At 71.8% G+C, this 25127-nt stretch carries 20 protein-coding genes and 2 pseudogenes; 9 read left to right on the top strand and 13 right to left on the bottom strand.

From position 1 onward, the window contains the following. The first annotated feature begins 94 nt into the window (after positions 1-94). From KM933_RS32765 to KM933_RS32755, 3 genes are all read left to right on the top strand, one after another. Complete coding sequence (locus KM933_RS32765; protein WP_221359181.1) at positions 95-1018, top strand: ABC transporter ATP-binding protein; 924 nt, start codon at positions 95-97, stop codon at positions 1016-1018. After that, a complete protein-coding gene (locus tag KM933_RS32760) occupies positions 1015-1809 on the top strand; it encodes an ABC transporter permease (RefSeq protein WP_221359179.1) in 795 nt (264 codons plus the stop codon). The genes KM933_RS32765 and KM933_RS32760 overlap by 4 nt, the downstream gene beginning before the upstream one ends. A gap of 104 nt (positions 1810-1913) precedes the next feature. Continuing rightward, positions 1914-2921: a COX15/CtaA family protein gene (locus KM933_RS32755; RefSeq protein ID WP_221359177.1), complete on the top strand. Its 1008-nt coding sequence runs from the start codon at positions 1914-1916 to the stop codon at positions 2919-2921. 31 nt (positions 2922-2952) lie between these two features. On the opposite strand, the gene KM933_RS32750 is transcribed toward KM933_RS32755, so the two are convergent. The 3 genes from KM933_RS32750 to KM933_RS32740 all read right to left on the bottom strand — a co-directional run bounded on the left by KM933_RS32750 (position 2953) and on the right by KM933_RS32740 (position 5653). After that, positions 2953-4059, bottom strand: a complete 1107-nt coding sequence (locus KM933_RS32750; RefSeq protein WP_221359175.1) for an amidohydrolase family protein — start codon at positions 4057-4059, stop codon at positions 2953-2955. A 143-nt stretch (positions 4060-4202) separates the two neighbouring features. Then, on the bottom strand, positions 4203-4559 hold the full coding sequence (locus tag KM933_RS32745; protein WP_221359173.1) for a hypothetical protein: 357 nt from the start codon (positions 4557-4559) through the stop codon (positions 4203-4205). A 137-nt stretch (positions 4560-4696) separates the two neighbouring features. Further along, a complete protein-coding gene (locus KM933_RS32740) occupies positions 4697-5653 on the bottom strand; it encodes a heme o synthase (RefSeq protein WP_221359171.1) in 957 nt (318 codons plus the stop codon). A 366-nt stretch (positions 5654-6019) separates the two neighbouring features. Between KM933_RS32740 and tkt the strand changes: the two genes are divergently transcribed. Genes tkt through pgl form a run of 5 tightly spaced genes read left to right on the top strand, consistent with a single transcriptional unit; the run spans position 6020 to position 12718 of the window. Beyond that, entirely contained in the window at positions 6020-8122 is a 2103-nt protein-coding gene (gene tkt / locus KM933_RS32735) for a transketolase (protein ID WP_221359169.1), read from the top strand. A gap of 34 nt (positions 8123-8156) precedes the next feature. Beyond that, complete coding sequence (gene tal / locus KM933_RS32730) at positions 8157-9275, top strand: transaldolase (RefSeq protein WP_221359167.1); 1119 nt, start codon at positions 8157-8159, stop codon at positions 9273-9275. A gap of 1 nt (position 9276) precedes the next feature. Further along, positions 9277-10803: a glucose-6-phosphate dehydrogenase gene (zwf, locus tag KM933_RS32725; RefSeq protein ID WP_308013617.1), complete on the top strand. Its 1527-nt coding sequence runs from the start codon at positions 9277-9279 to the stop codon at positions 10801-10803. Further along, positions 10800-11915, top strand: coding sequence for a glucose-6-phosphate dehydrogenase assembly protein OpcA (opcA, locus tag KM933_RS32720; RefSeq protein ID WP_221359163.1), 1116 nt, complete (start codon positions 10800-10802; stop codon positions 11913-11915). The genes zwf and opcA overlap by 4 nt, the downstream gene beginning before the upstream one ends. Beyond that, complete coding sequence (pgl, locus tag KM933_RS32715) at positions 11912-12718, top strand: 6-phosphogluconolactonase (RefSeq protein WP_221359161.1); 807 nt, start codon at positions 11912-11914, stop codon at positions 12716-12718. Before opcA ends, pgl begins: the two co-directional genes overlap by 4 nt. Before the next feature lie 213 nt (positions 12719-12931). Here the strand turns inward: pgl and KM933_RS32710 are convergent. Beyond that, positions 12932-13168, bottom strand: a pseudogene (locus tag KM933_RS32710) (DUF4097 family beta strand repeat-containing protein); the annotation flags it as partial. On the opposite strand from KM933_RS32710, the pseudogene KM933_RS32705 reads away from it, so the two are divergent. Next, positions 13167-13475 (top strand): annotated as a pseudogene (locus tag KM933_RS32705) (MarR family transcriptional regulator); the annotation flags it as partial. The pseudogenes KM933_RS32710 and KM933_RS32705 sit on opposite strands and share 2 nt — an antisense overlap. A gap of 79 nt (positions 13476-13554) precedes the next feature. On the opposite strand, the gene pgi reads toward KM933_RS32705, so the two are convergent. The 9 genes from pgi to KM933_RS32660 all read right to left on the bottom strand — a co-directional run. After that, the gene (gene pgi / locus KM933_RS32700) at positions 13555-15210 is read right to left on the bottom strand and encodes a glucose-6-phosphate isomerase (protein ID WP_221359159.1); all 1656 of its coding nucleotides are present in this window, start codon (positions 15208-15210) and stop codon (positions 13555-13557) included. Positions 15211-15435: 225 nt separating this feature from the next. After that, positions 15436-15771, bottom strand: coding sequence for an RNA polymerase-binding protein RbpA (locus KM933_RS32695; RefSeq protein WP_003957010.1), 336 nt, complete (start codon positions 15769-15771; stop codon positions 15436-15438). A 300-nt stretch (positions 15772-16071) separates the two neighbouring features. Beyond that, entirely contained in the window at positions 16072-16302 is a 231-nt protein-coding gene (secG, locus tag KM933_RS32690; protein ID WP_009300451.1) for a preprotein translocase subunit SecG, read from the bottom strand. 144 nt (positions 16303-16446) lie between these two features. Then, entirely contained in the window at positions 16447-17223 is a 777-nt protein-coding gene (tpiA, locus tag KM933_RS32685) for a triose-phosphate isomerase (protein WP_221359157.1), read from the bottom strand. Between the two features lie 6 nt (positions 17224-17229). Continuing rightward, the gene (locus KM933_RS32680) at positions 17230-18441 is read right to left on the bottom strand and encodes a phosphoglycerate kinase (RefSeq protein WP_221359155.1); all 1212 of its coding nucleotides are present in this window, start codon (positions 18439-18441) and stop codon (positions 17230-17232) included. 143 nt (positions 18442-18584) lie between these two features. Further along, positions 18585-19595 carry a type I glyceraldehyde-3-phosphate dehydrogenase gene (gene gap / locus KM933_RS32675; protein ID WP_221359153.1) on the bottom strand — a complete coding sequence of 337 codons (1011 nt, stop codon included), beginning with the start codon at positions 19593-19595 and terminating at the stop codon, positions 18585-18587. A gap of 202 nt (positions 19596-19797) precedes the next feature. After that, positions 19798-22761 carry a M14 family metallopeptidase gene (locus KM933_RS32670; protein WP_221359151.1) on the bottom strand — a complete coding sequence of 988 codons (2964 nt, stop codon included), beginning with the start codon at positions 22759-22761 and terminating at the stop codon, positions 19798-19800. A 369-nt stretch (positions 22762-23130) separates the two neighbouring features. After that, positions 23131-24120 carry a DNA-binding protein WhiA gene (gene whiA / locus KM933_RS32665; protein WP_221359149.1) on the bottom strand — a complete coding sequence of 330 codons (990 nt, stop codon included), beginning with the start codon at positions 24118-24120 and terminating at the stop codon, positions 23131-23133. After that, on the bottom strand, positions 24111-25127 hold a 1017-nt coding region (locus KM933_RS32660; RefSeq protein WP_221359147.1), incomplete at its 5' end, for a gluconeogenesis factor YvcK family protein. The genes KM933_RS32660 and whiA, both read right to left, overlap by 10 nt.

The raw sequence follows: 25127 nt of genomic DNA, 5'->3' as shown, positions 1-25127 counted from the left end.
CCGCGCGCCGGTGGCGCCCTCCGTGCCCCGCCCCGCTCTGCGGCGCCCGCCGGGTCCTCCCTAGACTTGGCCCCCATGCGAAGTGAGGCCGCCCATGCGAAGTGACCCAGTCGTCCAGGTCAGCGGCCTGGTGAAGCGCTACGGCGGGAGAACCGCCGTGGCCGGCCTGGACCTGGTGGCCCGGCCGGGCATCACCGCCGTGCTCGGGCCGAACGGCGCGGGCAAGACGACCACCGTCGAGAGCTGCGAGGGGTACCGGGAGCCGGACTCCGGGACGGTCCGGGTGCTGGGCCTCGACCCGGTGCGCGAGGCCGCCGCCCTGCGCCCCCGCATCGGCGTGATGCTCCAGTCCGGCGGTGTCTACTCCGGCGCCCGCGCCGGCGAGATGCTCCGGCACGTGGCGAGGCTGCACGCGCATCCGCTGGACGTGGACGCGCTGACCGAGCGCCTGGGCCTGGGTGGCTGCGGCCGCACGGCGTACCGGCGGCTCTCCGGCGGTCAGCAGCAGCGCCTCGCGCTCGCCATGGCGGTCGTCGGCCGCCCCGAACTGGTCTTCCTGGACGAGCCGACCGCGGGCCTCGACCCGCAGGCGCGCCGGGCCACCTGGGACCTCGTCCGCGAGCTGCGGGCCGACGGGGTCTCGGTGATCCTGACCACGCACCACATGGACGAGGCGGAGCAGCTCGCCGACGACGTGGCGATCATCGATGCGGGCCGGGTCGTCGTCCAGGGCCCGCCCGAGGAGCTGTGCCGCGGGGGCGCCGAGAACACCCTGCGCTTCGGCGGCCGCCCCGGCCTCGACATGTCCTCGCTCCTCAAGGCCCTCCCGGCCGGTTCCACGGCGGACGAGCCGGCCCCGGGCTCGTACCGGGTGGGCGGCCAGATCGACCCGCAGCTGCTCGCGACGGTCACGACCTGGTGCGCCCAGCACGGGGTGATGCCGGAGAAGATCTCCGTGGAGCGGCACACCCTGGAGGACGTCTTCCTGGAACTCACCGGTAAGGAGCTGCGCGGATGAGCGCGGGAACGGACGGCCGGGCCACGGCCGCGGGCACCTACGCGCCGAGGCCGGGAGCGGCCCCGCTGTCCCGCATGATCGCGGCGCAGGCGGCGCTGGAGACGAGGATGCTGCTGCGCAACGGCGAGCAGCTGCTGCTGACGGTCGTCATCCCGACGCTGCTGCTCGTGCTGTTCAGCGCGGTGGACATCGTCGACACGGGTGCGGGTGAGGCCGTCGACTTCCTGGCGCCGGGCATCCTCGCGCTGGCCGTGATGTCGACGGCGTTCACCGGCCAGGCCATCGCGACGGGCTTCGAACGGCGCTACGGCGTGCTGAAGCGGCTCGCCGTCTCGCCGCTGCCCCGCTGGGGGCTGATGACGGCCAAGACACTGTCCGTGCTGGTCACGGAGGTCCTCCAGGTCGTCCTGGTGACGGTGATCGCCCTGACGCTCGGCTGGTCGCCCCAGGGGGGCCCGCTCGCCGTGCTGCTCCTGCTGGTCCTGGGCACCGCGGCGTTCTCCGGCCTCGGCCTGCTGATGGCGGGGACCCTGAAGGCGGAGGCCACCCTGGCCGCCGCGAACCTGGTCTTCCTGCTGCTGCTCGTCGGCGGCGGCGTGATCGTCCCGCTGGACAGGTTCCCCCCGGTGGCGCAGGACGTGCTCGGCCTGCTGCCGATCTCGGCCCTCTCCGACGGCCTGCGGGACGTGCTCCAGCACGGGGCCGGGACGCCCTGGGGCGACCTGGCGGTGCTGGCCGTCTGGGCGGTCGCGGGCCTCGCCGCCGCGGGCAGGTTCTTCCGCTGGGAGTGACGGACCGGGGTGACGGACGGAAGTGACGGACGGAAGTGACGGACCGGTGGTACGCGGCGGTGGGGAGGGGGGCTCGTGAAAGCGTGCACAAGCAGCCCCCTACGATGGACGCCGTGCCAAACGTGACCCGAGCGGACGCCGCTCAAGCCGTGCGCAACCCGCTCGCCTTCATCGCCGGGCGCTGGACCCCCTCCCCCCGGACGGTCCGGCGCGCCGCCCTCGCCGCGCTCGTCATGGCGGTGCTGATCGTGGTCACCGGTGGTGCCGTCCGGCTGACCGGCTCGGGCCTCGGCTGCCCCACCTGGCCCAAGTGCACCGACGACTCGCTCACCAGCACCCGTGAGATGGGTGTGCACGGCGTCATCGAGTTCGGCAACCGCATGCTGACGTACGTGCTGTGCGCCGCGGTCGGCTGGGCGATCGTCGCCGCGCGTGCGCAGAAGCCGTACCGGCGCGGCCTCACCCGGCTCGGCTGGGCGCAGTTCTGGATCGTCATGGGCAACGCGGTCCTCGGCGGCATCGTCGTCCTGGTGGGCCTGAACCCGTACACGGTCGCCGCGCACTTCCTGCTCTCCACCGCCCTGATCGCCGTCGCCACGGTGATGTGGCACCGCACCCGGGAGGGCGACGGCGCGCCGCGTCCGCTGGTGGGCGAGCCGGTGCGGCAGATGACCCGGGTACTGGTCGCCGTCACCGTCCTGCTGATCGCGGTGGGCACGGTCGTCACCGGCGCGGGCCCGCACGCCGGCGACTCCAGCGAGGTCCACCGCATCCCGCTGGACTGGGAGGACGTCACCAAGCTGCACGCCGTCCTGGCCTGGATCGTGGTGACGCTGACCTTCGCCCTGTGGTTCGTCCTCAAGGCGGTCGACGCCCCCGGGGCCCCCCTGCACCGCACCCGCGACCTCTTCCTGGTGCTGCTCGCCCAGGGCGCCGTCGGATACGTCCAGTACTTCACCGACCTGCCGGAGGTCCTGGTCGGCCTCCACATGTTCGGCTCCTGCCTGGTGTGGATCGCCACGCTCCGCGTCCTGCTGGCACTGCGGGAGCGGCCCGCCGCCGCGGGGGTCGCGGCGGAACCGCCGGAGCGGTCGGCACTCACCCGTACCTGAGCGGCCACGGGACGGCCGGTCCGGGGGCGGCTCACCCCACCCCGTACACCCGTCGCGCGTTCCCCGCCGCGACCAGCCCCGCCACCCGCTGCGCGTCGGCCCGCGACCAGGCCCCCTCGGCCACCCAGGCGCCGAGCACCCGCGCCAGCGCCTCGCGGAACAGACGTGCCGCGACCACGTGGAGTTCGGGCAGTCCCTGGGCCCCGCTGGAGAAGAGCAGCTTGCCGAAGGGGGCGAGCTCCAGTATCTCGGAGAGCACGGCGGCCGCCCGGGCGCCGGTCCGTACGAGCGCCGCGCCCAGGTCGGCGTACACGTGCGGGAACGCTCCCGCGAGATGCGCCGCGTGGCGGTGGTACGGATAGCCGTGCAGCAGCACCAGATCGGTGCCGAGGCCGGTCGTCGCGCGGGCGAAGTCGGCGAGCAGGACGGGGTCGGCGCGGTCGACGCGCGAGCCGGGGCCGCCGAGACCGGCGTGGAGCTGGAGCGGCAGCCCGGAGGCGACCGCGGTCCACAGCAGGTGTCCGATCAGCACCGGATCGCTCAGCGGACCGCCCACCCGGCGGCCCGCCAGCCACCGGCCGGCCGCGCCCCGCACCTCCGCGGGCCCCGGCGGCTCGGGCGCGAGCGCCGGTCCGTGCCGTGCGCCCGCCACGGAGGTGAAGGCCACGGCGTGGGCGGCCGCGCCCCGCACCGACTCGGCGAGGTTGGCCAGGAACGACCCGACGGTGCCCGAGGTGTCGGCGACCTGCTCGGCGAGCAGTTCGAGACGGACGATCTCATGGGCGTCCGCGGCCCCCGTACGGGCCATCTCGCCGGGGCCGGTGAGGTCGCCCGGCAGTCCGGTGTCGACCAGGTACGTGGTGATGCCGCTCCCCCGCAGCAGCCTGCGCCCCGCCTCCAGGACGCCCAGCTCCCGGCGCCGCGCCAGGTAGTGGGCGGGCGGGCAGTGCGGTTCGAGGCCGAGCAGCGGGGGACACCAGCGGCGTACGGCGAAACCGGTCTGCGTGTCGAAGAACGTGGTGCCGGCGGCGGGCGGTCCCCCGCTCCCGGCGAGCCGGGCCTCGAAGGTGCCGAGGCCCAGCTCCGTCCGCAGCACGCCGTGGCAGTACTGGTCCACCAGCGACGGCGTTTCGATCATCCGGACTCCCCCACGGGTGGGCTCTGCCATGTGCAGGGCTTAACGGGTGAGGGGGTTCCCGGGTGTGGGTCCGGGGCGTTTCGGTGGGTGCGGCCCGGCCGCGGCCGGGCCTGCCGTTCGCCGCATCCCCGCGGGGGCACGGGTCAGCCGTTGGAAGGGCCGCCCACCTGGATGCCCGCCATACGGGTCCATTCGTACGGGCCGGTCCTGACCTTGTTCGCGAAGTCGCCGCCGAAGTCCTCGTGGACGGTGATGCCGGACCGCTTCACGGCCTGTTCGGCGAGGGCGTGGGTCGGGGCCACGAGGTCGCCCCACTCGCCGTCCTCCCCCACGAGGACGATCCGGGCGCCCTTCTGCCCGAGGTACGCGACATGCCCCTCGGCACCGCCGTGCGCCTGCGCGAAGGAGGAGATCCGCCGGGCGAGCTTGGCCACGCGCCGCTCACCCCGGGCGTCCCGCGGGGCGCCCGCGCCTTCGTCAACCTGCTGAGTGTCTGCCATACCCCGATGCTACCGACGGGTAGCAACCAGGGCCACGCCCGGTGTCCCTCCAGGGGCACGGGGAACTGCGCGACCGGCCACGACGGACCCGCGCCCGGCAGCATTCCGGAGCCACTCCGGGAGGGAGACGCGGCGCGTCAGCGAAGGAACGGGTCCACGGCCACCGCCACGAACAGCAGCGACACGTACGTGATGGACCAGTGGAACAGCCGCATCTCCTTGAGCTTCGCCCCCACGGCACCCCCCTTGGCCCGGGACTGCAGCCCGTGCGCCTCCCAGAGCCAGAACCCTCCGGTCACCAGCGCCACGACGGTGTAGAACCACCCCGTGTAGCCCAGCGGGGTGAGGAGCAGGGAGACGACGACCATCGCCCAGCTGTAGAGCACGATCTGCCGTGCGACGACCCGGTTGGAGGCGATGACCGGCAGCATCGGCACGCCCACGCGCGCGTAGTCCTCCTTCACCTTCATGGACAGCGGCCAGTAGTGCGGCGGTGTCCAGAAGAACATGACGAGGAAGAGGATGACGGGGGCCCACGACATGGAGTCGGTGACGGCCGACCAGCCGATGAGGACGGGCAGGCAGCCCGCGATGCCGCCCCACACGATGTTCTGCGAGGTACGCCGCTTGAGGATCATCGTGTAGACGACGACGTAGAAGAGCAGGGCCCCCAGCGACAGCCAGGCGGACAGCCAGTTGACCGTCAGCCCGAACAGGAGCGTGGAGACCACGGCGAGCGTGATGCCGAAGGCCAGGCACTCGCGGGGGCTCACCATCCCGGTGACCAGTGGGCGCTGCGCCGTACGCTCCATGAGCGCGTCGATGTCGCGGTCGATGTACATGTTCAGCGCGTTGGCGCCACCGGCGGAGAGGTAGCCGCCGAGGCAGGTGAGGAGCACCAGCTTCAGATCGGGCACCCCCTGCTCGGCCAGGAACATCACCGGGACCGTGGTGATCAGCAGCAGCTCGATGATCCGCGGCTTGGTGAGAGCGACGAACGCCTTGACCCGGGCCCCGAACGGCCGGTGCTTCCTGCCCTGGCTCGTCCCTCCGAGCAGCCCCGCTGGACGGGATTCAACGGCCGTCACGCACACCCCTGACAGAGACTCCCAGCGAACCCCGGGTGTGAACTCCCGGTAAAGGCTCGCGCGTACCACGCCACTGTAGACGTTGCCCAGACCCCGGCCTTCGCGGGGGTCGGGTCGTGTCGAAAGGGCTCGCGGAGGACTGATCGGCCGTGTATTGAGCAGTCGGACGAGCAGGGCCGTATTCACCTGCCGAACACGGATGCCGCATACGGAACGCGCCGGTCGGGAGGCGGGAGAAGGAGAGTCCCGGCAGTCTGGAATGACTCGAAAGAATGCGCGTTGCCACGGGGGTAGGCTCGACAGCGAGCCGGTGGGCGCCGCGTGCACCGGCATTCGACATGTGCAACATGTGGAGAGGAGCCCTGACCCAGGGTGAGCACCAAGCCGACCACAACGGACCTCGAGTGGACCGAACTGGACCAGCGGGCCGTCGACACCGCCCGCATCCTGGCCGCCGACGCAGTACAGAAGGTCGGGAACGGCCATCCGGGTACGGCGATGAGTCTGGCACCCGCCGCGTACACCCTCTTCCAGAAGGTGATGCGGCACGACCCGGCGGACCCCGAATGGACCGGCCGCGACCGTTTCGTGCTGTCCGCGGGCCACTCGTCCCTGACCCTCTACACCCAGCTGTACCTGGCCGGCTTCGGCCTGGAGCTGGACGACCTGAAGTCCTTCAGGTCATGGGGCTCGAAGACCCCGGGGCACCCCGAGTACGGGCACACCCGCGGCGTGGAGACGACGACCGGGCCGCTCGGCCAGGGCGTCGCCAACGCGGTGGGCATGGCGATGGCCGCCCGCTACGAGCGCGGTCTCTTCGACCCGGAGGCCGCCCCCGGCACCTCCCCGTTCGACCACTTCATCTACGCGATCGCCGGTGACGGCTGCCTGCAGGAGGGCATCTCCGCCGAGGCGTCCTCGATGGCCGGCCACCAGAAGCTCGGCAACCTGGTCCTGCTGTGGGACGACAACCACATCTCGATCGAGGGCGACACCGAGACCGCCGTGTCCGAGGACACGGTGAAGCGGTACGAGGCGTACGGCTGGCACGTGCAGCGCGTGGAGCCGCAGGAGAGCGGCGACCTCGACCCGGCCGCCCTGTACGCCGCGATCGAGGCCGCGAAGGCGGTCACGGACAAGCCGTCGTTCATCGCGATGCGCTCGATCATCGCCTGGCCCGCCCCGAACGCGCAGAACACCGAGGCCGCGCACGGCTCGGCGCTCGGCGACGACGAGGTCGCGGCCACCAAGCGCGTCCTCGGCTTCGACCCGGAGAAGACCTTCGAGGTCGCCGACGAGGTGCTGGCGCACGCGCGCAAAGCGCTCGACCGCGGCCGCGAGGCCAAGGCCGAGTGGGAGAAGGGCTTCGCCGAGTGGCGCAGCGCCAACCCGGAGCGCGCCGCCGAGTTCGACCGCTTCGCCGCGGGCGAGCTGCCGGCCGGCTGGGAGGAGAAGGTCCCGGTCTTCGAGACCGGCAAGGGCGTCGCCACCCGTGCCGCGTCCGGCAAGGTGCTCCAGGCCCTCGGCGCCGTCATCCCCGAGCTGTGGGGCGGCTCGGCCGACCTCGCGGGCTCGAACAACACGACGATCGACAAGACGTCGTCGTTCCTCCCGGCGGACAACCCGCTGGAGCAGGCCGACCCGTACGGCCGCACGATCCACTTCGGCATCCGCGAGCACTCCATGGCCGCGGAGATGAACGGCATCGCGCTGCACGGCAACACCCGCATCTACGCCGGCACCTTCCTGGTGTTCTCGGACTACATGCGCAACGCCGTCCGCCTGTCGGCGCTGATGCACCTGCCGGTGACGTACGTGTGGACGCACGACTCCATCGGACTCGGCGAGGACGGCCCGACCCACCAGCCGGTCGAGCACCTGGCCTCGCTGCGCGCCATCCCCGGGCTGAACGTCGTGCGCCCGGCCGACGCCAACGAGACCGCGCTCGCGTGGCGCGAGATCCTGCGCCGCTACACCAAGGTCTTCGGCGAGGGCAACCCGCACGGTCTGGCGCTGACCCGCCAGGGCGTCCCGACGTACGCCGCCAACGAGGACACGGCCAAGGGCGCGTACGTGCTCTTCGAGGCCGAGGGTGCCGACGGGCGGAGTGCCGAGCCCGAGGTCGTCCTGCTCGCCACCGGCTCCGAGGTGCACGTGGCCGTCGAGGCCCGTGAGCGGCTCCAGGAGGAGGGCACCCCGACGCGGGTCGTGTCCGTGCCGTGCGTGGAGTGGTTCGACGAGCAGGACCAGGAGTACCGGGACGCGGTGCTTCCCCCGTCCGTCCGGGCGCGGGTCGCGGTCGAGGCCGGCATCGGCCTGACCTGGCACCGTTTCGTCGGGGACGCGGGCCGCATCGTCTCCCTGGAGCACTTCGGTGCCTCGGCCGACGGCAAGGTCCTCTTCCAGGAGTTCGGCTTCACCGCCGAGAACGTCGCGGACGCCGCCCGGGAATCGATCGCCGCAGCCCAGCGCTGACGCTTACATACGACACGTAGGAGATGCATTTCCCATGACAGACGCACTGAAGCGCCTCTCCGAAGAGGGCGTCGCGATCTGGCTGGACGACCTGTCGCGCAAGCGGATCACGTCCGGCAACCTCGCCGAGCTGATCGACCAGCAGCACGTCGTCGGCGTCACCACCAACCCCTCCATCTTCCAGAAGGCCATCTCGCAGGGCGACGGCTACGACCAGCAGCTGTCGGACCTCGCCGCCCGCGGGGTCAGCGTCGAAGAGGCCATCCGCATGATCACGACGGCGGACGTCCGGGACGCCGCCGACATCCTGCGGCCGGTCTTCGACGCGACGCAGGGCCAGGACGGCCGCGTCTCGATCGAGGTCGACCCGCGCCTGGCGCACAACACGAAGTCGACCGTCGCCGAGGCCAAGCAGCTCGCCTGGCTCGTCGACCGGCCGAACACGCTCATCAAGATCCCGGCGACCGAGGCCGGCCTGCCCGCGATCACCGAGACGATCGCCCGGGGCATCAGCGTCAACGTCACGCTGATCTTCTCCCTGGAGCGCTACCGCAAGGTCATGGACGCGTACCTGGAGGGTCTGGAGAAGGCCCAGGCCGCCGGCCTCGACCTCTCCACCATCCACTCGGTGGCGTCCTTCTTCGTGTCCCGGGTGGACACCGAGATCGACAAGCGACTGGACGCCCTCGGCACCGACGAGGCCAAGGCCGCCCGCGGCAAGGTGGGCCTCGCCAACGCCCGGCTCGCCTACCAGGCGTACGAGGAGGTCTTCTCCTCGGAGCGCTGGGCCGCCCTGGACAAGGCGCAGGCCAACAAGCAGCGTCCGCTGTGGGCCTCGACCGGCGTCAAGGACCCGGCCTACAAGGACACCCTGTACGTCGACGACCTGGTCGCGCCGAACACGGTGAACACCATGCCGGAGGCGACGCTGTTCGCCGCCGAGGACCACGGCGACATCACCGGCGACACCGTCACCGGTACGTACGAGCAGGCCCGCGCCGAGATCGACGCGGTCGAGAAGCTCGGGATCTCGTACGACGAGGTGGTCCAGCTCCTGGAGGACGAGGGCGTCGAGAAGTTCGAGAGCGCCTGGAACGACCTGCTCAAGTCGACCGAGGCCGAGCTCAAGCGCCTCGCCCCCTCGGAGGGCTGAAATCTTGTCGAGCAGCAATCCGCTGCGTGACCCGGCGGACCGACGGCTCCCGCGTATCGCGGGGCCGTCGGGCCTCGTCATCTTCGGGGTCACGGGCGATTTGTCCCGTAAAAAGCTTATGCCTGCTGTTTATGACCTGGCCAACCGCGGTCTGCTGCCGCCGGGCTTCTCGCTCGTCGGCTTCGCGCGCCGCGAGTGGGCGAACGAGGACTTCGCCCAGGAGGTCCACGACGCCGTCAAGGAGCACGCCCGCACACCGTTCCGCGAGGAGGTCTGGCAGCAGCTCATCCAGGGGATGCGCTTCGTCCAGGGCACCTTCGACGACGACGACGCGTTCGAGCGGCTGCGCGACACCATCGGTGAGCTGGACAAGGCGCAGGGCACGGGCGGCAACTTCGCCTTCTACCTGTCCGTGCCGCCGTCCGCGTTCCCGGTGGTCATCCAGCAGCTGAAGAAGCACGGCCTCGCCGACCAGACCGGCGGCTCCTGGCGCCGCGCGGTCATCGAGAAGCCCTTCGGCCACGACCTGAGGTCGGCCGAGGACCTCAACGCCACCGTCGAGGAGGTCTTCTCCCCGGACCAGGTCTTCCGCATCGACCACTACCTGGGCAAGGAGACGGTCCAGAACATCCTGGCGCTGCGTTTCGCCAACCAGATGTTCGAGCCGATCTGGAACCGGTCGTACGTCGACCACGTGCAGATCACCATGGCCGAGGACATCGGCATCGGCGGCCGCGCCGGCTACTACGACGGCATCGGCGCCGCCCGTGACGTCATCCAGAACCACCTGCTCCAGCTGATGGCCCTCACCGCCATGGAGGAGCCCTCCTCCTTCGACGCGGACGCGCTCGCCGCCGAGAAGACCAAGGTGCTCGGCGCGGTGCGGCTGCCCGCGGACCTGGGCGCGAACACGGTCCGCGGCCAGTACGCCGAGGGCTGGCAGGGCGGCGAGAAGGCCGTCGGCTACCTCCAGGAAGACGGCATCGACGCCCAGTCGAAGACCGACACCTACGCGGCGATCAAGGTGGAGGTGGACAACCGCCGCTGGGCGGGCGTCCCCTTCTACCTGCGGACCGGCAAGCGCCTGGGCCGCCGGGTCACCGAGATCGCCGTCGTCTTCCAGCGCGCCCCGCACTCCCCCTTCGACCACACGGCGACGGAGGAACTGGGCCAGAACGCGATCGTCTTCCGCGTCCAGCCGGACGAGGGCATCACGGTCCGCTTCGGCTCCAAGGTGCCCGGCACCTCCATGGAGATCCGGGACGTCTCGATGGACTTCGCGTACGGTGAGTCGTTCACCGAGTCCAGCCCCGAGGCGTACGAGAGGCTCATCCTCGACGTCCTGCTGGGCGACTCGAACCTCTTCCCGCGCACCGAGGAGGTCGAGCTGTCCTGGAAGATCCTCGACCCGATCGAGGAGTACTGGGACAAGCACGGCAGGCCCGCGCAGTACCCCGCGGGCACCTGGGGGCCCGTCGAGGCCGACCAGATGCTCGAGCGAGACGGACGGAGCTGGCGCCGGCCATGAAGACGGATCTCACGGACACCACGGCCAGCAAGATCAACAAGGCGCTCGTGCAGGCCCGCCGGGCGATCGGCACCCCCGCCGTCGGCATGGTCCTCACCCTCGTCATCGTCACCGACGAGGAGAACGCCTACGACGCCCTGAAGGCCGCCAACGACGCCTCGCGCGAGCACCCCTCGCGCACCCTGGTCGTCATCAAGCGCGTCTCGCGCACCCCCCGCGACCGCACGAAATCGCGGCTGGACGCCGAGGTACGGGTCGGCGCGGACGCCGGCGCCGGCGAGACGGTCGTCCTGCGGCTGTACGGCGAGGTGTCGGACCACGCCCAGTCCGTCGTCCTGCCGCTGCTGCTGCCGGACGCGCCGGTCGTCGTCTGGTGGTCGGTGGACGCACCCCGCGACCCGGCGGGCGACCCGCTGGGCGCCCTGGGCCAGCGCCGGGTCACCGACAGCTACACGGCGGAGAAGCCCGTCGAGGAGCTGAAGGCCCGCGCCGAGAGCTACGAGCCGGGCGACACCGACCTGGCGTGGGCCCGGATCACCCCGTGGCGCTCGATGCTGGCCGCCGCTCTCGACCAGGTCGACTGCGAGGTCGTCTCCGTCGAGGTGGCGGGCGAGGAGGCCAACCCGAGCGTCGAGCTGCTCGCCATGTGGCTCGCCGACCGCCTGCACGTGCACGTGCGGCGCGCCGTCTCCGCAGGTCCCGGCCTGACCCAGGTGCGCCTGGAGACGACCGGCGGCCCCATCACCCTGCACCGGTCGGACGGGGCGATGGCCACGCTGGCGCTGCCCGGCCAGCCGGACCGCGCGGTGGCGCTCAAGCGCCGCGAGACGTCCGAGCTGCTCGCGGAGGAGCTGCGCAGGCTCGACCCGGACGACACGTACGCGTCCGCGCTGCGGTTCGGGGTGGACCGGCTGGGCGGCATACAGTCGGCCTCGCAGCGGCCCGAGGCGGCGACGTGGACCCCCGGCGAGCTCCCGGTCCGTCCGGTGCAGGACTCCGCCGCGGCGCCGGCCGGGAAGCCCGTGCCGGCGGACGGCACGGCGGGCGACGGTGACGCCTCACGGCCCACCCCCGCCCACATGCCCCCGGTCAAGAAGGCGGACCCGCAGTGAGCGCCCCCCAGCTGGTCGTGCACCGCGACAAGGAGCTGATGGCCCGGGCCGCGGCGGCCCGGCTCATCACGAAGGTCGTGGACGCGCAGACCTCGCGCGGGTACGCCTCGGTCGTGCTGACCGGTGGCCGCAACGGCAACGGCCTGCTGGCCGCGCTCGCGGCGGCGCCCGCCCGGGACGCCGTCGACTGGGGCCGGCTCGACCTGTGGTGGGGCGACGAGCGGTTCCTGCCCGAGGGCGACCCCGAGCGCAATGTCACCCAGGCCCGGGAGGCGCTGCTCGACTCGGTGCCACTGGATCCGGAGCGCGTGCACGCCATGCCCGCGTCGGACGGCCCCTGGGGCTCGGACGTGGAGGCGGCCGCGGAGGCGTACGCGGCGGAGCTCGCGGAGGCGGCCCGGCCCGAGACGATGCGATCAGCGGCTGCCGCCGCGGGCGGTCCGGTCCCGGTCTTCGACGTGCTGATGCTGGGCGTCGGGCCGGACACGCACGTGGCGTCGCTCTTCCCCGAGCTGCCCGCGGTCCGGGAGACGGAGCGGACGGTGGTCGGGGTGCACGGCGCGCCGAAGCCGCCGCCGACCCGGATCACGCTCACGCTGCCCGCGATCCGGGCGGCCCGCGAGGTGTGGCTGCTCGCGGCGGGCGAGGACAAGGCGGAGGCCGCGGCGATCGCGCTGTCGGGCGCGGGGGAGATCCAGGCGCCGGCTGCGGGGGCGTACGGCCGCTCCCGCACGCTGTGGCTGCTGGACGCGCCCGCCGCGTCCCGGCTGCCGCGCGCGCTGTACCCGCCGGCCTCGTCCTGACGGACGGCGGGCCGCCGGGTGCGGGCCCACCCTGACCGACCGCGCGGTTCCCCGCGTCCCTTTTCCGGCTTTCCGGTTTTCCGGCTTTTCCGGGGGCGCGGGGAACCGCGCGGTCTTTTCCAGGTCCGGGCGCTCGCAGAAGCCCGCGGCGGCGTCGACGCGGAAGCCGTCGAGGCCCCGGCCGGGCCGGAGGCGCAGGGCGCGGTCGGCCGCTCACAGGCTGCGGGCGGTGACGTCCCCGTAGGCGGTGGTCGCGTGGACGGTCAGGGCGGCGCCGTCGGCGTTCCTGAGCGCGTTGCGGATGCGGCCGTGGGAGGTGCCGGCGTCCAGGGAGGCGGAGACCCCGGGGGCGGCACCGACCGAGATCCCGCCGTGCTCGGTGCGCAGCGTGACCGTGCCGCGCACGGCCTCGGCGATGCGGATGTCGCCCTTCTGGTTGCTGATCCCGGCGGACGCGTTCCTCGAGAGCCAGGGCCTCATCCGCCGGGAACGCGACGAACGCCGCCGCGAGCGCTACGTGGTCGACGACGACGTCCTGTACCGGTCGACGACGGCCGGCGCCCGCGCCACCGCCCACCTCGGCGAGATCGCCCGGCAGGGCGTGGGCGTCCTCGGCCCCGGCACCCCGGCCGCCGCCCGTCTGGAGAACATCGCACGCTTCGTCGACTTCGTCCCCGAGAGCATCGCCCGCGCCGCGGACCAGGCCCGTGAGATCCTCCACACGAAATCCGGGGCGGCCCCGGACAGCACCGCCTGAGCCGCCTTCGGGTCATGGGCCGGGGCCCGGACGGGGGCCATGGCCTCCGTCCGGGCCCCGGCCCCGGCCCACCGTGCCGCTACGCGCGGCCGCGCAGCTCCCGGTACGTGGCCACCAGTGCCTCGGTGGACGGGTCGAGGCCGGGGACGTCGGCGCCCTCGGTCAGGGCCGGCTCGACGCGCTTGGCCAGGACCTTGCCCAGTTCGACGCCCCACTGGTCGAAGGAGTCGATGTTCCAGATCGCGCCCTGCACGAACACCTTGTGCTCGTACAGGGCGATCAGCTGGCCCAGGACCGAGGGGGTCAGTTCGCGGGCCAGGATCGTGGTCGTGGGGTGGTTGCCGCGGAACGTCTTGTGCGTCACCAGTTCCTCGGGCACCCCCTCCCCCCGGACCTCGTCGGGGGTCTTGCCGAAGGCCAGCGCCTGCGTCTGGGCGAAGAAGTTGGCCATCAGCAGGTCGTGCTGGGCCTTGAGGTCCTCGCCCAGGGCGGCGACCGGCTCGGCGAAGCCGATGAAGTCCGCCGGGATCACCTTCGTGCCCTGGTGGATGAGCTGGTAATAGGCATGCTGCCCGTTGGTGCCCGGCGTGCCCCACACCACCGGGCCGGTCTGCCAGTCGACCGGGGCGCCGTCACGGTCCACGGACTTGCCGTTGGACTCCATGTCCAACTGCTGCAAGTAGGCGGTGAACTTCGACAGGTAGTGCGAGTACGGCAGCACCGCGTGCGACTGCGCGTCGAAGAAGTTGCCGTACCACACCCCCAGCAGCCCCAGCAGCAACGGCACGTTGGCCTCGGCGGGCGCGGTGCGGAAGTGCTCGTCGACCAGCCGGAAGCCCTCCAGCAGCTCCGTGAAGCGCTCCGGGCCGATCGCGATCATCAGCGACAGGCCGATGGCGGAGTCGAAGGAGTAGCGCCCGCCGACCCAGTCCCAGAACTCGAACATGTTGGCCGTGTCGATGCCGAAGTCCGCGACCTTGTCCGCGTTCGTCGACAGCGCCACGAAGTGCCGCGCCACGGCCTCCTGGTCGGCCTTCAGCCCGTCCAGCAGCCACGCGCGCGCCGAGGTCGCGTTGGTGATCGTCTCGATGGTGGTGAACGTCTTGGAGGCCACGACGAACAGCGTCTCGGCCGGGTCCAGGTCCCGCACCGCCTCGTGCAGGTCGGCCCCGTCCACGTTCGACACGAACCGCACCGTCAGATCCCGGTCGGTGAAGGCCCGCAGCGCCTCGTACGCCATCGCCGGTCCCAGGTCGGACCCGCCGATGCCGATGTTGACCACGTTCCTGATCCGCCTGCCGGTGTGCCCGCTCCACCCGCCCGAGCGCACCTGCTCGGCGAAGCCGGCCATCCTCTCCAGCACGGCGTGCACCTTCGGCACCACGTTCTCGCCGTCCACCTCCACCACCGCGTCGCGCGCGGCGCGCAGCGCGGTGTGCAGGACCGCGCGGTTCTCGGTGGTGTTGATCCGCTCGCCGCGGAACATCGCGTCCCGCAGACCGGACACGTCCGTCGCCGCCGCCAGCTCCCGCAGCAGCGCGAGCGTCTCGTCGGTGACCAGGTGCTTGGAGTAGTCGACGTGCAGATCGCCCACCTGAAGCCTGTAGGCGGCGGCGCGTCCCGGGTTCCGGTCGAACAGCTCGCGCAGGTGCGTCTGGGCGAGTTCCTCCCGGTGCTCGGCCAGAGCGGTCCACTCGGGCGTCTGGTTGAGCCTGCTACGGCTTTCTGCGTTCATCTCGGACTTCCGCCTCTTTCCTGCCGGTGCTGCGTACCTTGCCCCGCTGCCGGTCCCAACCTAATTGATCAGCACGATCGCGGGCGTCACCACGGCGCTGCGGAGGCCGGGCGGCTGCGGGCGTACGGAAAATACGCCGCACGGGTACCACGTACGGGCACAGACACGACCGGACAGACGCGACCGGCCGGATACCTTTCGGTGTCCGGCCGGAACTTCGAACTCTCAGATCTCGCCCCGCAGTTTGGCGAGCGCCTCGGCGAGGATCGCCTCGCCGTCCGCGTCGCTGCGCCGCTCCCGCACGTAGGCGAGGTGCGTCTTGTACGGTTCGGTGCGCGGCGGATCCGGGGGGTTGTCCCGGTCCTGTCCGGCGGGGAAGCCGCAGCGCGGGCAGTCCCAGGTGTCGGGGACCTGCGCGTCGCTGGCGAAGCTGGGCTGCGTCTCGTGCCCGTTGGAGCACCAGAAGGAGATGCGCAGCCGGGGCGCGGACTCGCCACGCTCGGCTTCGCCCATCGGCCCCGCTCCGACCCGGCTTCCCCGGATCGCGTTGCCACTTGCCACGGTCGTAACTCCCTGCGTGATGGTGCCGCGAAGCGAGTCGGCGTGACGCTTCGCTGCGGGCGCCTCAGTCTACGTAAGGCCCAACGCGCGTCCAGTGATAGGAGTTACACCTCCGCACACGGACGCAAGCCCCATGATAGGCCGCGCTTGCGGGCGCGTACCGGACATGGGGCCTTACGTGCGGGATGGGCTTGTGCGCGGTGCGTATGTGCTGCGGTGCTTCCGTGCTGCCGTACCGGTGTGTTGCGGTGCTTCCGTACTGCCGTACCGGTGTGCTGCCGTGCCGGTGACGGCCGGTGGTCAGTTGTTGACCTTCATCAGGATGCCGAGCACCACGATGCAGGCGAACCAGAGCAGACCGACCACCACGGTGATGCGGTCGAGGTTGCGCTCGGCGACCGAGGAACCGCCGACGGACGACTGCATGCCGCCGCCGAACATGTCGGACAGGCCGCCGCCCTTCCCCTTGTGCATCAGCACCAGCAGCATCAGCAACAGGCTGAAGACGATCAGGGCGATCGAGAACCCCATAACCACGGCTGGACCAACTTCCTCGGACTTGGACGGACGACGGGGGCCGGCGCTTCGGGTACGAAGCCGCCCGGCCCCCGCAAGGGTACGACGTAACACCGCTACGGCATACTCGCAGCCGGTGGTTCCCCTCCGGAGCGCGGCCTACTGGTCGCGGAACCGGACGATCTTGACGAACTCGTCGGCGTCCAGCGACGCGCCGCCGACCAGGGCGCCGTCGATGTCGGGCTTCGCCATGATCTCCGCGACGTTGCCGGACTTCACCGAGCCGCCGTACTGGATCCGGACGGCGTCGGCCACTTCCTGCGAGTACAGCTCGGCGAGCTTGCCGCGGATCGCCCCGCAGACCTCCTGGGCGTCGTCGGCGCCGCAGACCTTGCCGGTGCCGATGGCCCAGACGGGCTCGTACGCGACGACGACCGACTCGGCCTGCTCGGCGGGGACGTCCTTGAGACCGTCCTCGACCTGGGCGAGCGTGTGCGCGACGTGGTTGCCCGCCTCGCGGACCTCCAGCTCCTCGCCGACGCACAGGATCGGGGTGAGGCCGTGCTTGTGGGCGGCCTTCACCTTGGCGTTGACGATCTCGTCGGTCTCGGCGTGGTACTGGCGGCGCTCGGAGTGGCCGATCGCCACATACGTGCACTTGAGCTTGGCCAGCATCGCACCGGAGATCTCGCCGGTGTAGGCGCCGGAGTCGTGCGCCGAGAGGTCCTGGGCGCCGTACTTGATCTTGAGCTTGTCGCCGTCGACGAGGGTCTGCACCGAGCGCAGGTCCGTGAAGGGCGGCAGGACCGCGACCTCACAGGCGTCGTAGTCCTTGTCGGCCAGGGCGAAGGCGAGCTTCTGGACGTGGGCGATGGCCTCCAGGTGGTTGAGGTTCATCTTCCAGTTGCCCGCCATCAGCGGCGTGCGAGTGGTCATGCGGGGTCAGTCCTCCAGTGCGGCGAGACCGGGGAGCGTCCTGCCCTCGAGGTATTCGAGGGAGGCGCCGCCACCGGTGGAGATGTGTCCGAACGCGTTCTCGTCGAAGCCCAGGATGCGCACGGCCGCGGCGGAGTCGCCGCCGCCGACGACCGTGAAGGCCTCGGAGTCGAGGAGCGCCCGGGCGATGGCCTTGGTGCCCTCGGCGTAGTCGGGGTGCTCGAAGACGCCCATCGGGCCGTTCCAGAAGACGGTGGCCGCGTCGGCGAGCTTCGAGGCGTACAGCTTGCCGGACTCCGGGCCGATGTCCAGGCCCATCCGGTCGGACGGGATCGCGTCCGCGGCGACGGTCTCCGGGGAGGACGGCGCCTTGGTCTTCAGGTCGGGGAACTCGGCCGCGACCACGACGTCGACGGGGACGACCAGCTCGACGCCGTTCCGCTCCGCGCGCTCGACGTACTCCCGGACGGCCGGCAGCTGGTCGTCCTGGACCAGGGAGGCACCGATCTCGTACCCCTTGGCCTTGAGGAAGGTGAAGGCCATGCCGCCGCCGATGAGCAGCTTGTCGGCCTTGCCGAGCAGCTCGTCGATGACGGCGAGCTTGTCGGAGACCTTGGAGCCGCCGAGGGCGACCACATAGGGGCGCTCGACGTCCTCGGTGAGCTTCTTCAGGACGCCGACCTCGGTGGCGATGAGATGGCCGGCGTAGTGCGGCAGCCGTGCCGGGAGGTCGAAGACGGAGGCGTGCTTGCGGTGCACGGCACCGAAGCCGTCGCCCACGTAGACGTCGGCCAGGGCGGCCAGCCGGTCGGCGAACTGGCCGCGCTCGGTGTCGTCCTCGGACGTCTCGCCGGCGTTGAAGCGCAGGTTCTCGACGACCGCCACCCGGCCCGGCTCCAGCCCTTCCACGGCCTCGTGGGCGGCGGGGCCGACGGTGTCCTGGGCGAAGGCCACGGGCGCGTCGAGGAGTTCACCGAGCCGCTCCGCGGCGGGCCGCAGCGAGAAGGCGGGATCCGGGGCGCCCTTGGGGCGGCCCAGGTGCGAGGCGACGACCACCTTGGCGCCCGCCTCGGTGAGGGCCCTGACGGTCGGCAGGACGGCGCGGATGCGGCCGTCGTCGGTGATACGGCCGTCGGCGAGCGGCACGTTCAGGTCGGCGCGCACGAAGACCCGCCTGCCGTCGACCCCTTCGGCGAGAAGTTCGTCGATCGTCTTCATGAGTGGACTCCTAGGGATGGCTCTTGTGTCCGGGAGAGTGTGTCCGGGAGGGCTGATCGCTCAGCACGTGCCACAGGGCCCGGGGTGCGCGGCGCTGCGCTGCCCGGGCCCTGTGCTCACACGGATTGCCCTGCTTCTGGGACCTAGAGCTGGTCGCCGACGAAGACCGTGAGGTCGACGAGGCGGTTGGAGTAGCCCCACTCGTTGTCGTACCAGCCGAGGATCTTCACCGAGTTGCCCTCCTGGACCATGGTCAGGGAGGAGTCGAAGGTGCAGGACGACGGGTCGCCGACGATGTCCGAGGAGACGATCGGGTCCTCGGTGTAGGTCAGGAAGCCCTTGAGGTCGCCGTCGTCGGCGGCCTTCTTGAACGCGGCGTTGACCTCGTCCTTGGTGACCTCGCGCTGCAGGGTCACGACCAGGTCGGTGGCCGAGCCGGTCGGGACCGGGACGCGCATCGCGATGCCGTCGAGCTTGCCCTTGAGCTGCGGGAGGACCAGCGCGGTGGCCTTGGCGGCACCCGTGGTGGTCGGGATGATGTTCTCGGCGGCGGCGCGGGCGCGGCGCAGGTCCGAGTGCGGGAAGTCCAGGATCCGCTGGTCGTTCGTGTACGCGTGGACCGTCGTCATCAGGCCCTTGACGATGCCGAAGTTCTCGTCGAGGACCTTGGCCATCGGCGCCACACAGTTGGTGGTGCAGGAGGCGTTCGAGATGATGTGGTGGTTGGCCGCGTCGTACTTGTCCTGGTTGACGCCCATCACGATGGTGATGTCCTCGTCCTTGGCCGGAGCCGAGATGAGGACCTTCTTGGCGCCGCCGGTGATGTGCTTCTCGGCGTCGGCCTTCTTGGTGAAGATGCCGGTCGACTCGATCACGATGTCGACACCGAGGTCGCCCCACGGGATGTCGGCGGGGTTGCGCTCGGACAGCACCTTGATGGTGTGCCCGTCGACCGTGATGGTGTCCTCGGTGTGGGACACCTCGGCCTTGAGGCGGCCCAGGATGGTGTCGTACTTCAGCAGATGCGCGGTGGTCGCGGTGTCACCCAGGTCGTTGACAGCCACGATCTCGATGTCAGCACCCTGCTCCAGCAGCGCGCGGAAGTAGTTACGACCGATGCGGCCAAAGCCGTTGATGCCTACGCGGATCGTCACGAACCGATCTCCTCGTCAGGTGCGCCGGCTGTGTATGCCGGTGAGTTGTATGGGATGTCCCCGACCGCTTACGACCCTACCCCCCTGACGCTCCCGGAGTGACATCGAGCTGCCCCTATACACGGCAGAGCGGCCCGTACCCGTCAGTAGGGGTACGGACCGCCCGCGGACTCGACGCCCTTCCGCCGCGTCGGCCGCCGCGTCAGCCGCCGTGTCGGCCGCGCAGGGCGGCCAGTGCCCTGCCCAGCAGTGCCGTGCGGTCGGCCGCCGAGGTGACGTGTTCCAGGCCGAAGCCGAGGAGCACGGTGTCCCGCGTGGTGACCGCGGCGTACGTCTTGAAGAGCTCACCGGACAGACCCCAGTCCCGGACGACCGCGGGGCTGCCCGCGGGCGGCCCGGGGACCTGCCAGGCGCCCAGCGACGTCTCGAAGCCCTCGGTCGGGCCGGCCGTGCCGCCGGTCACGACGGAGGCGTTGTCGGCGAGGACCCCGCGTCCGCCGGTGCCCGGGTCGCTGAGGTAGCTCAGCGACACCTCGACCGTCCTCCCGGCGTACGCGGACAGGTCGAACTCGACCTGCTGCCAGCCGTCGGAGGCCCCGGTGAGACTGTTCCAGGAGCCGCTCGTGCCGGTGGGCGTGCACTCGCTCCCGCTCCGGGTCAGATAGCGCCGGAGGGCGGGGTGCGCCTGGATGAAGTACCCGGCCCCGCACTCGGCGGGAACCGCGGTGGTGGTGGCGCCGCCCTTCTCGGGGAGCGTGGTCCAGTCGTCGGCCCCGGCCGTGTGCGCTTCGAGCACCACGTGGTCGTACCCCGCCTCGGTGTCCCACAGCAGCCGGGTGCGCAGGGCGGGCGCGTCGGCCGCGCTCACCCCGGTGAGGTCGACGGTGCGGGTGAGGCGGTTCCAGGCGTAGTCGGAGTGCGTGACGGCCGCCATGGACACGCCCTCGTACGGGCCGTACGGGTTGACGGTGCCCGGGTACGTCCCGGCGCCCGCGCTCGCGAACTGCGGGTACCGCCCGACCGGCAGGGTGTCCGAGGTGACGCTGTAGGCACCCGCCGCGTTCAGCGGATTCCCGGGCGTGTCGCCGAGCGGTCCGGCGGCGCCCGCGAGCTTCCCCGAGCCGGTGAAGGCCGTGGCGCCCGGGGTGTTCGTACGGGTGTAGGCGCCGAGGTAGTACTGGCTGAAGTCGTTCGTCAGGGCGCCCGGCAGCGCGACCTGGCCGCCCGCCTGCTCGCCCGCCTCGATCAGTTTGCCGCCCTCGTTGAGGTGGGCGCGCAGCTGCAGCTGGGTGGTGTGACCGGGGCGGTCGGCGCCGGTGTAATGGACGACGGTCCTGAAGTGGCTCAGGACGCCGAGCGCGTCGGGCGCGCCCCGGGCGGCGACGTCCCAGACGACGGCCCTGCGGCCGTTGGCCCTCAGGGCGTCGACGTAGACCTGGGCCTTCGTCGCCGCGACGCCCTCCTCGGCGACGACCAGCGTGTCGGCGCCCGGCCGTTCGGCGACCGTGTACGTGAAGTGCTCGCTGGAGGTGGGCTTCCCGGCGCGGGTCCGGCCGGTGAACCAGACCTCGACCTTCTCGCCCGGCCGGCCGTCCCGTACCTTCGCGCGGTACTCGTCGAAGTAGAGGTCGTCCTCGCCGCCGAAGGTCTCGCCGCCCTTCCAGGGCCTGAGCGCCTGGCTCTTCGTACGGCCGCCGTCGACGCGGTACCTGAGCTCCTTGTCGCGTACGGACTTGCGGGCGACCACGGAGACCTCCTGGTCGGCGCCGCGGGAGTACGAGGTCGCGAAGGGGGCCGGGGTGAAGTCGGGGGCGTCGACGCCGACCGGGGACCTCGGCCGGTCGGGCCGGGAGGCCGCCTCGGCGACGGCGAGCGCGAACGGGACGTTCTTGGCGAACTCCTGCTGGATCAGCTTCTCGTCGTCCGGGAAGGTGAAGACCGACGCGCAGTCGGCCGCGTTCCAGGCGTCGTCCGGGTAGAGGTCCGACACGGTCTGGCAGGTCGACATCTCAGGGGTGAACATCGCCGTGCCGTTGACGTTGGACGCGTGCCCGTCGGCCTCGCCGTTGGTCGTGTAGAGCTCGGAGGAGACCTGCGGACGGTAGCCGGGTATCGCCGGGTTCTCGGGGGTGCCGGCGAGGGACCGGTAGAGCACGTCGTCGGGGCTGGGGGTCGCCACCTGCCAGCCGACCCCGTAGAGGATCAGTTCGGCGGCGGAGTGGTAGTTGATGCCGTACTCGAAGCCGATGCGCTTCTGGAAGGCGTCGATCGCCTTGGTCTCGGGCTCGGAGCCGGGGCTCGCGCCGCGGTAGGTCTGGCTCGTGGGGTACGGGGACGAGCCCTCGTCGTCGTAGCCCCACTTGTAGGGGAAGTTGCGGTTGAGGTCGACGCCGTCACCCGTGGTCCAGGCCCCGTCGCCGTTGACGTCGCGCATGTTCTTGCGCCACTGGCGGTCGCCCTCGGCCTTGAACGTCCAGTCGTAGCCGTCCGGGTTGGCGGACAGCACGAACCACAGCTCGGTGGAGTCCACGAGGTCGGTGACGCGCCGGTCCTTGCCGTAGTTGTCCAGGTAGTGGTGCATCAGGCGCCGGGTCATCTCGGGCGTGATCCACTCACGGGCGTGCTGGTTGGACAGGTAGAGCACGGAGGGCTTGGCGCCGTCCTTGGTCCTCTTGGCGCCCTTGGTGAGCTTGAGGGCCAGGATGTCCTGGCCCTGGACGGTCTTCCCGAGGGAGACGACCTTCGTCAGGGACGGGTGCCGCTGTCCCGTCCTGAGGATCTCCTCGCGGAGGTTGCCCTCGCCGCTGTACGGGCGGTAGACGCCGTCCCCCGCGGCCGCCACGCGCGCGCGTGCGCCGGCCGAGAGCCTGTGCTCGGTGAGGTCGACGCCCTCGTCCTCCAGCTGCCCGGCCTGCCTGTCGGTGAGGTAGACCTCGACCGAGGCCGTGCCCTTCCGCGGTACCCGTTCGCTCAGCTCGTGACCGTCCTGGCCCGCCGCCAGGAGCAGGGGTACCTGCTCCGCGGTGACCTCCGCACGGAACACCTTGACCTCGTCCGCGCCCGGGCCGGCCGCGGCGCCGGGTTCCGCCTGCGCCATGGGTGCGACGGCCACTGCCCCGAGCAGGAGCGCGCCGGCAGCGAGGATCGATCTCGCTCTTCGTCTCATGAGCCCCCCTTGCAGAAGTCCGCCACGGCGGCGAACAGATGCCAGGCTCATGACACTTCATGGTCAAGTCAAGGGGATGTCCCCGACGGTGGGGCGGGGGGGATCGGGGGGATTTGAGGGCCCCGGGGGGGTGGGTGAGGTCGATCGCCGGGTGCGGGTCGGTGGGGGTCGCCCGCGCCGTTCCCCGCGCCCCTGAGGTGGGCGGGGGTGACCGGCGGTCCCCCGCCGACCGCCTCGGGACCGACTCGCCCGAGGAGCGCGGGGAACTGCGCGCCCGGCCCAGGACGGCCGGCACCCGACCACCCCCGCGGAACCCCGCCCAGGGGCCCAGGGGTGCGGGGAACGGCACACCAGGACAACCGGGCGGCGTCAGCCGACCAGGTTGTCCGCCATCTCGTCACTCAGGTTGGACTCCGTGCCCGGAATCCCCAGATCCTGCGCCCGCTTGTCCGCCATCGCGAGGAGCCGGCGGATCCGCCCCGCCACCGCGTCCTTGGTGAGGGGCGGATCGGCGAGCGCGCCCAGCTCCTCCAGGGACGCCTGCTTGTGCTCCATCCGCAGGCGCCCGGCGGCGGCGAGGTGCTCGGGGACCTCGTCCGCGAGGATCTCCAGGGCCCGCTGCACCCGCGCCCCGGCGGCGACCGCCGCCCGGGCCGACCGGCGCAGGTTCGCGTCGTCGAAGTTGGCGAGGCGGTTCGCGGTGGCGCGGACCTCGCGGCGCATCCGCCGCTCCTCCCAGGCCAGCACGGACTCGTGCGCGCCGAGCCGGGTCAGGAGCGCGCCGATGGCGTCGCCGTCGCGCACGACGACCCGGTCCACCCCCCGCACCTCGCGCGCCTTCGCGGCGATCGACAGCCGGCGGGCGGCGCCCACCAGGGCGAGGGCGGCCTCCGGCCCGGGGCAGGTCACCTCAAGGGAGGACGAGCGGCCCGGCTCGGTGAGCGAGCCGTGGGAGAGGAAGGCCCCGCGCCAGGCCGCCTCCGCGTCACAGGTGGCCCCCGAGACCACCTGCGGCGGCAGACCGCGGATCGGGCGGCCGCGACCGTCCACGAGACCCGTCTGGCGGGCCAGCTGGTCACCGCCGGCGACCACCCGGACGACGTAACGGGAGCCCCGGCGCAGACCGCCGGGCGCCATCACGATCAGCTCGGAACTGTGGCCGAAGATCTCCATGATGTCCCGCTTCAGCCGCCGTGCCGCCATCGCGGTGTCCAGCTCCGCCTCGATCACGATGCGGCCGCTCACCAGGTGAAGGCCGCCCGCGAACCGCAGCACGGCGGAGACCTCCGCCTTTCTGCAGCAGGTCCGGGTGACGGGGAGCCGGGAGATCTCGTCCTTCACCGCTGCCGTCATCGCCATGGGCCGATCCTTCCATGCATCCGAAAAATACGGTCGTACGCGGCGGCCAACAACTCCGGATCGTGCCTCGGAGTCCCGTCGGTCCTGGCCACCGGCGCCAGCTCGACCGCCGCGCCGAACCGCTCGGCGGCGTCGGCGAGTATCTCGCGGTCGGGCACGGCGGCCTCGTCGGCCAACACCACGTCCAGGGCGAGTTTAGGGGCGTGTCGTCCCAAAACCTCCAAATGACGCTGCGGGGAGAAGCCCTCGGTTTCTCCGGGCTGCGGTGCGAGGTTCAGCGGGAGGACCCGGCGCGCCTTCGTCTCGGTGAGGGCGTCGAGCAGCTCGGGCACCAGCAGGTGCGGGATCACCGAGGAGAACCAGGAGCCGGGGCCGAGGACCACCCAGTCCGCGTCGAGGACCGCGGCGACGGCCTCGGGCACGGCCGGCGGGTCGTGCGGTACGAGGTGCACGGACTGCACCTCACCGGGGGTGAGCGCCACGGTCGCCTGGCCCCGTACGGTGCCGACCTCCTCGGGCCGCTCCGGGTCGTGCCCCCTGACCAGCGCCTGGAGCTCCAGCGGCACGGCGGACATGGGCAGCACCCGGCCGTGCGCGCCCAGCAGCCTGCCGACCAGGTCGAGCGCCTGGACGTGGTCGCCGAGCTGCTCCCACAGGGCGACGATCAGCAGGTTGCCGACCGCGTGCTCGTGCAGGTCGCCCTGGGACTGGAAGCGGTGCTGGATGACCCGGGCCCAGGTCTGGCCCCAGTCGTCGTCGCCGCACAGCGCGGCCAGGGCCTTGCGCAGGTCGCCGGGCGGGAGCACGCCCAGCTCGTCACGGAGCCGGCCGCTGGAACCGCCGTCGTCGGCGACCGTGACGACCGCCGTGAGGTCGCCGGTGATGCGGCGCAGGGCGGCGAGCGAGGCGGACAGCCCCATGCCCCCGCCCAGCGCGACGACCTTGGGCTGGGCGCCGCGGCGCCGCGGCCTGGCGCCGCGGGCCTCGGCGGGCTTGGCGGGTCCGGC

The organism is Streptomyces beigongshangae, assembly GCF_019710745.1.
GTDB classification, from domain to species: Bacteria; Actinomycetota; Actinomycetes; order Streptomycetales; family Streptomycetaceae; genus Streptomyces; species Streptomyces beigongshangae.
The sequence above is the reverse complement of the archived record's forward strand: the minus strand, read 5'-3'. Positions and strand labels throughout refer to the sequence as shown.